This is a genomic window from Psychrobacter sp. 1U2 (assembly GCF_051847575.1).
Genome location: NZ_JBPYDC010001035.1, coordinates 1 through 732, shown reverse-complemented (window position 1 = coordinate 732; position 732 = coordinate 1). Strand labels below are relative to the sequence as shown.

2 protein-coding genes are annotated in these 732 nt (G+C 36.5%); both read right to left on the bottom strand.

What is annotated here, in order from left to right:
* Positions 1-177: 177 nt before the first annotated feature.
* On the bottom strand, positions 178-342 hold the full coding sequence (locus tag ACS8FD_RS20230) for a hypothetical protein (RefSeq protein ID WP_439262500.1): 165 nt from the start codon (positions 340-342) through the stop codon (positions 178-180).
* 93 nt (positions 343-435) lie between these two features.
* Positions 436-732: DJ-1/PfpI family protein (locus ACS8FD_RS20225; RefSeq protein ID WP_439277184.1), on the bottom strand; the 297-nt coding region annotated here is incomplete at its 5' end.

Below are 732 nucleotides of genomic sequence, written 5' to 3'. Positions count from 1 at the left end.
GCTAGGATTGATGTCTTCTGCAAGCTTTTCAATTTCTTGTTCTTGTTTATCCATATTTTGTTTTGATTTATCCATAATATTTCCTTAAAACTATTTAATAACTGTGAGTACTAACCATCACTTGATTAGTACTCACGGTAAAAATTCGTTTAACAAAAGCTTCTTGGACTCAAAGCACTACTTATCGTCGTCTTTAGCATTTTCTAAATTATCAGCGATACGCTCGGCTGCAGCTTCAGTATCTTCGGTATGGTTGTCTTCAGTTTGGCTCTTGAGCGCTGCAGTTGCAGACTCAGAACGTTGTTGCTCAACTTTAGTATCGTTTGGATTAGGGTTAGCCATAATAATTTCCTTAGTTAATATCAGTTAATATTGTTCTAGTTTAGAATAAAAATATAATGAGTTGTTTTACGTTTTGTAGAGTATTTGAACTAATTAAGACAATGCTTTATCAATAGCTTCAACAAAGTTATCAATGTCATCTGGGTTGCGAGAGGTAATTAAATTACCGTCGATCTGTACTGTTGTATCGATAAAATCTGCACCAGCATTTTCTAAATCTGTTTGCAATGAGTGATAAGCGGTCAACTTCTTACCCTTTGCGATACCTGTATTGATAAGCACCCAAGGCGCATGACAAATAACTGCCAGTGGTTTACCTGCTTTATAAACAGTATTGATGATACTGTGCGCCTCTGCATCGCCACGGATAGTGTCAGCATTGACAGTTCC